The following is a 5082-nucleotide window of genomic DNA, read 5'->3' as shown; positions in this document are numbered from 1 at the left end:
TTAAGACTTCACTCAATGATGCACTTAGAGAAAATAATGTTGCTGTTTAAAACAAGATAAATACAAAATGAAAGGATGGAATTTGGGTTTTGCCACCCTTATAGGCATGATGTTGATTTTGGGCTCTTGCTCCTCGGGTGGATCGAATAGAGGTGATGTACTTTTCAGTCAGGGAAAATACGAGGAAGCCATTAAAGCTTATGATAGTTTTTTGGCCGCCAAACCTAAAAATGTGAAGGCTTTGTACAACCGGGGCCGTTCTTACGAGGAATTGGGAAACTATCCCCAAGCAGAGAAAGATTTTCTGGCAGCATTGGATCAGGACACCAAAAACATTCAGGTGATGCTCAGCCTATCCAATATCTATCAAAAACAAAAAAACCATAATTCTGCATTATTATATGCAGATTATGCAGTAGAGGTTCCAGGTGCACCGGCAATGGCTTATTTCATGAAAGGCAGAGCCCTACATCAAATTGGCAATACCCAAGAAGCCTTAAGAGAATACAGTGCGGCCATCAAAATGGATAAGGATTTTGGACAAGCTTATTATTATAGAGGTATGTTAAAAATAGCTACCGATAAGAAAAGATCAGGTTGTGAAGATATTGGACTTGCTATCAGATTGAATGTCTCAATTGCAGAAGAGGCAAGGGATAAGTATTGTAAATAGAAGTGAGATGTGAGATATAAGACGTGAGATATGAGAAGCGAGAAATTAGAAACAAGAACAAAGACTAAACGAGCAAAAAAAGGAGCCTAAAATATCATCAGTTTATTCCAATAAAAGTCTTAATTCCCCACATCTTAACCACCTAACTTCCCATACTGCGACTGCCTTCTGCAAACTGTCACCCGCCCACTGTGCACTGCAACTGCCTACTGAGAACTGCAACTGTCACCCGCCCACTGCCTACTGTGCACTGCGACTGCTTACTGCAACTGTTACCCATCCACTACATACTGCAACTGCCTGCTGAGAACTGCAACTGTCACCCACCCACTGCCTACTGAGAACTGCGACTGCCTACTGAATCAATGCCCCGCCACCTGCTTCAAACGTTCAAACTTTTGTGACATACTTCTGGGTTCGGGTTTGTGGTTGCAGATTTCATCGGAAAGTAATCGGCCCTGACCTTGACAGGTACGGCAATCAGAAAACTCTTTAAGATATCCATCACAACGGGGACAACCCAGCCTGCCATCACCTCCGCATTTGTCACATTCATGGTATTCCACGATATTGAAGATATTTCTTTTGGTGGTCAATCCTCTTCCCATACATTTGTTACAACCTACCATTCCTCTTCCCTTACAAAATGAACACGCTTGCTCCAATTGTCTTTTTCCATCACAGGTAGGACAATCTTCGTACCGGTATCCGTTCGAATTACAGAATCTGCAAGCAGCGATAGCTTCCATAGGCGCTTTTAATTTGGACTGAAGGGCAATTGCAGCTTCATAATTGTCTCCCTGATGACCGTTGATCTCGAGGTATTTTTCCAAAAAAACCGAGCTATTGTCAAACTGACCCAACTCATATAAAGTCTCTGCAAAAAAGTAGGGCATTTCGGGTGGTATTGGAAGATTGTTTTCTACAATTTGACGGAAAAAGGAATTTGCTTTTTCAAAATCGCCCTTCTGCATTTCGGTCATGGCATTGTTCATCATACGGGATGAACCACCCAAATTAGGCCTTACTTGGGAATAGCCGTCAAAGCTCCAAAGAAAAAAAAGTAAGCAACCAAATAGGGAAATTCTAAATTTGGTCAGGAAAGGTTTTGTGTAAGAGGAATCAATCATTAAGAAATATTCGGGTTTTAATCCTTGGCAAAGTAAAAAGCTTTCATCAATAAAACAATGCAAAAACTACAGCTTGAACTTCTCAATTTGAATTATTTTTTTTCTTCAATTATTCATTGATGATCAAAACTTAAAAATTTCCTAATCGAAAATGCTTAAGGGAGGACTTGGAAACTTATTTAAATGAGACAAAAAAATGACCAGGTTGGTGCCAGCACTTTCCCAAGTGGTGGATTTTGTCAATCAGGCCAAACATTTGGAACCTGTGGTGACTCATTAAAATAAATTCCGCTACTTAAAAAACCTGAATACTTCAAAACTGTGTTCAGGTTTTTTTATTTTAGCCATGTTAAATTTCAACTATCAATTTTTACAATGGGTAAATCTGAAGAATTCAAACAGCATATTGAATTGGGTTACACTTTTAAAGGTGATTCAATTGTTCTGGGAACCGGTATTCTTGAAAATGAACCCATATCGAATACACAAATTAAAATTCCATTAAAAACTTTTAACAGACATGGGCTGATTGCGGGTGCTACAGGGACAGGAAAAACCAAAACCTTGCAAGTAATAGCAGAGCAGCTATCTCTGAATGGCGTACCTTCGGTGTTGATGGACTTAAAGGGAGATTTGTCCGGTATGGCCAAACCCGGAACCTTGAATTCACATATTGAAAAAAGGAGTAGTTTGATAGGGGTGGAGTACCAGCCTGAAGGTCTTCCTGTTGAATTGATGTCGATCAGCAATGAAAAAGGAGTGAAGTTGAAAGCTACGGTTTCTGAATTTGGGCCTGTGTTGATTTCCCAGATACTGGAACTCAATGATACTCAAAGGGGAGTCATAGCCTTAGTCTTCAGGTACTGCGATACGCATCATCTTCCGCTTTTGGACTTGCGGGACTTAAAAAAAGTGCTTCAATATGTGATCAATGAGGGAAAAGCTGAAATTATGAAAGAATATGGTGCTGTCTCTCCCGCCACGGTCAACACCATTATGAGGAAAATCATTGAATTGGAGCAACAAGGGGCAGAGAATTTCTTCGGAGAACTTTCATTTGAAGTTGATGATTTTGTGAGGACTGTGGACGGAAAAGGAGTGGTTTCCATTATCCGTTTGACCGATATTCAAAACAGACCAAAACTTTTTTCCACATTTATGCTCAGTCTGTTATCTGAAATTTATGAGACATTTCCGGAACAGGGAGATTCTGACAAACCAAAGTTGTGTCTTTTTATAGATGAAGCACATTTGGTGTTTTCCAACGCCTCCAAAGACCTGATAGATAAAATTGAAGCCATAGTCAAATTGATCCGATCAAAGGGTGTTGGTGTCTATTTCTGTACCCAAACTCCAACAGATGTACCGGACAATGTGCTCGGACAATTGGGATTAAAGATTCAACATTCCCTAAGGGCCTTTACCGCAAAGGACAGAAAAGCAATTACTAAAACTGCCGAAAATTATCCTTTGTCCACTTTTTACAAAACATCAGAAGTACTGACTTCGATGGGGATAGGAGAGGCTTTGGTAACAGTTCTGAATGAAAAGGGAATTCCGACCCCTTTGGCCCATACTTTATTGAGAGCGCCGATTTCCAGGATGGATATCCTTACCGATAGCGAAATTGAACAGTTGGTCTCTCAATCTTCTTTGGTCAAAAAGTACAATGTGAGCATTGATAGGAAAAGTGCATTTGAGATTTTGGATCAGAAAATTACTGCCGCGGAAGAAGCAGCACAACAGCAAAAACTACCAACTGCCAGAGGAAATACAAGGACACAAAGCAGAACCCCAAAGGAAACAAGTATGTTTGATGACCTGAGCAAAAATACCATGGTAAGACAGATCGGAAGGACAATTTTTAGAGAATTGACCAGGGGCATTATGGGTTCTTTATCTGGAAAGAAAAGGAGATAATCTGTGGATAAAATTTCAATCGGAGTAATAGGGGCAGGTGCTGCCGGATATTTTGCCGCAATCTTCGCAGCCCAAAATGGCGCATTGGTTACCATTATTGAAAAAACCTCAAAATCCTTATCAAAAGTTAAGATTTCAGGAGGAGGCAGATGTAATGTGACCCATGCAGCTTATGAAATTTCCAATTTGTCCAAGAATTACCCCAGAGGAGAAAAGTTTATGAAGAAAGTATTCAGACATTTTGCAGTGAAGGATACCATTTCGTGGTTTGAATCCAGAATGGTGGAACTGAAAACTGAACAAGATGGCAGGATGTTTCCGGTGACTGATAATTCTCGTACAATTGTGGATGCTTTGGAAAGCGCGGCTTTAATTAATGGGGTTAAATTGATTTTCAACTATTCTGTAAATGGAATTCAAAAAGAGGAGGGTAGGTTTATTGTCCGGTCAAAAGACAGGCATCTGTTTTTTGATAAACTGATCGTTTGTTCGGGAGGAAGTCCAAAGATGGATGGATTTAATTTTATCAAAAACCTGGGCCATGGCATTGCTGCACCGATACCTTCCTTGTTTACATTTAATACTCCTAATGAGCCGATCAAAAAGCTGATGGGGATTGCAGTACCGGATGCTTTGGTAAAATTGGAAGGGACTAAACTTTCTTACAGGGGCCCGGTTTTGATCACGCATTGGGGCATCAGTGGCCCTGCGGTATTGAAGTTATCTGCTTTTGGGGCAGCATGGCTACATGAGAAGAAATACAATACCAATGCGCATATCCGATGGGTTTCGACTTTGTCTGAAAATGAAATTCTGGAACATCTATCTGATTTCAGAAACAACCATCCAAAAAAGAAAGTCGTAACAAATCCTTTGTTCTCTTTGCCTTCCAGGCTTTGGGAACATCTTGCAGAAAAGTCCGAAGTGGAACGGGACATTATTTGGCTAAATTTGCCAAAAAAACATATTCATAAACTAGTTCAAAATCTTTTTTGCTATATTGTCCGCATTGAAGGTAAAACCACTTTTAAAGAGGAGTTTGTAACCGCGGGTGGAGTTGAATTAGACCAAGTGAATCCCGAAACAATGGAAAGCAAATTGATTGAAGGTTTATTCTTTGCAGGTGAAGTGTTGAATATCGATGGCATAACCGGAGGATTCAATTTTCAGGCAGCTTGGAGTACCGGATATCTAGCAGGAATGAGTGCAAATCAACAATAAGAAAATGGTCAATAATTATCCCATCAACTTTGAAAAGATAGATGAAATGGCTGAAGGTGATGCTGATTTCAGAGCTGAATTGGTCAGTGCCCTTTTTAAATCTTTGACCGAACTCAAGGAGAAATACCTAGAGGGTGC

Annotated in this window: 4 protein-coding genes; 3 read left to right on the top strand and 1 reads right to left on the bottom strand. The window is 40.1% G+C overall.

Annotated features, from left to right (window positions below; genetic code table 11):
* Positions 1 to 67: 67 nt before the first annotated feature.
* Positions 68 to 673, top strand: a complete 606-nt coding sequence (locus ACEW8O_RS14930; protein WP_373495425.1) for a tetratricopeptide repeat protein — start codon at positions 68 to 70, stop codon at positions 671 to 673.
* A 362-nt stretch (positions 674 to 1035) separates the two neighbouring features.
* Here ACEW8O_RS14930 and ACEW8O_RS14925 read toward each other — a convergent pair whose 3' ends face one another.
* A complete protein-coding gene (locus tag ACEW8O_RS14925; protein ID WP_373495424.1) occupies positions 1036 to 1803 on the bottom strand; it encodes a molecular chaperone DnaJ in 768 nt (255 codons plus the stop codon).
* A gap of 375 nt (positions 1804 to 2178) precedes the next feature.
* On the opposite strand from ACEW8O_RS14925, the gene ACEW8O_RS14920 reads away from it, so the two are divergent.
* Both ACEW8O_RS14920 and ACEW8O_RS14915 read left to right on the top strand, forming a co-directional pair.
* A complete protein-coding gene (locus tag ACEW8O_RS14920) occupies positions 2179 to 3723 on the top strand; it encodes a helicase HerA-like domain-containing protein (RefSeq protein ID WP_373495423.1) in 1545 nt (514 codons plus the stop codon).
* 3 nt (positions 3724 to 3726) lie between these two features.
* Positions 3727 to 4944, top strand: coding sequence for an NAD(P)/FAD-dependent oxidoreductase (locus ACEW8O_RS14915; protein WP_407936184.1), 1218 nt, complete (start codon positions 3727 to 3729; stop codon positions 4942 to 4944).
* The last annotated feature ends 138 nt before the right edge of the window (positions 4945 to 5082 follow it).

The organism is Aquiflexum sp., assembly GCF_041749095.1.
Classification (GTDB): Bacteria; Bacteroidota; Bacteroidia; order Cytophagales; family Cyclobacteriaceae; genus Aquiflexum.
This window is presented reverse-complemented; position numbering and strand designations above follow the sequence as displayed.

Bases quoted from the DNA above. Each gene is read 5' to 3' on its own strand.
- ACEW8O_RS14930 (WP_373495425.1), top strand. From the start codon at position 68: ATGAAAGGATGGAATTTGGGTTTTGCCACCCTTATAGGCATGATGTTG.
- ACEW8O_RS14925 (WP_373495424.1), bottom strand. From the start codon at position 1,803: ATGATTGATTCCTCTTACACAAAACCTTTCCTGACCAAATTTAGAATT.
- ACEW8O_RS14920 (WP_373495423.1), top strand. From the start codon at position 2,179: ATGGGTAAATCTGAAGAATTCAAACAGCATATTGAATTGGGTTACACT.